Below are 791 nucleotides of genomic sequence, written 5' to 3' on the forward strand. Positions count from 1 at the left end.
GTAGAGCCAGCCCTCGGCGGTGGGCAGGCAGGTGATGTCGCCGACCAGCTTGATGCCGGGGCGGTCGGCATGAAAGTCGCGGCCGATCAGGTCCGGGGCCGGTCTGGCCTTCTTGTCCGGCTGCGTCAGCGAGTGCCGCCTGCGGCGATGGACGCCCTGGATGCCCCTTTCCCGCATCAGACGGGCGATGCGCTTACGGTTCACGCACCGGCCCAGGCGCCGCAGTCCGGCGTGGATGCGCGGGACGCCATAGGTCTGGCGGGAGGCGAGGTGGATGACGGTGATCTCGTGGGCCAGAGCGTCGTCGGCGGCCTGCCGGTCAGCCCGGATCTTCGCCGACGCGAGCCAGACGTAGAAGGAGGAACGGGCCACCTTCAGCAGCCGGCACAGGAAAGCAACACCGTGGGTGGTCTTCTCCGCCTCGATGAACGCGTACCTCTCGTTCACCGATCGCTCTCCTTCGCGAAGAAGACCGCGGCTTTTCGCAGTACCTCGATCGTTTTCGCCTGCTCGGCGTTCTGCCTGCGCAGCCGCTTGAGCTCCTCGCGTTCCGCCGTGGCGAGCTCGCCCGACCCGCCCTCGCCACGGTCCGCCCTGGCCTGGCGGTACCAGCCACGCAAGGACTCCGGACTGACCCCGCGCTCCCGGGCCACCGCAGTGACCGTCCGGCCCGTGGAGTCGACGAGCGCGACGGCGTCCCTCTTGAACTCCGCGGTGTCCCGCTTCGTGTAATTGCTTCCCACCTGGTGCTACTTCCTCTGGAACCTCACGTCCCAGTCTCCAGGTGTCCA

General features: G+C 68.3%; 2 protein-coding genes. Both read right to left on the minus strand.

Features of this window, described 5'->3' with window-relative positions; all coding sequences use genetic code 11:
- Window positions 1-447, minus strand: a 447-nt coding sequence (locus tag O3Q52_RS53725) for an IS3 family transposase (RefSeq protein WP_269655632.1), incomplete at its 3' end; no start/stop codon positions are given.
- Complete coding sequence (locus O3Q52_RS53730; RefSeq protein WP_269655633.1) at window positions 444-743, minus strand: transposase; 300 nt, start codon at window positions 741-743, stop codon at window positions 444-446. The genes O3Q52_RS53730 and O3Q52_RS53725, both read right to left, overlap by 4 nt.
- Window positions 744-791 lie beyond the last annotated feature (48 nt).

It is taken from the genome of Streptomyces sp. ActVer (assembly GCF_027270795.1).
GTDB classification, from domain to species: Bacteria; Actinomycetota; Actinomycetes; order Streptomycetales; family Streptomycetaceae; genus Streptomyces; species Streptomyces umbrinus_A.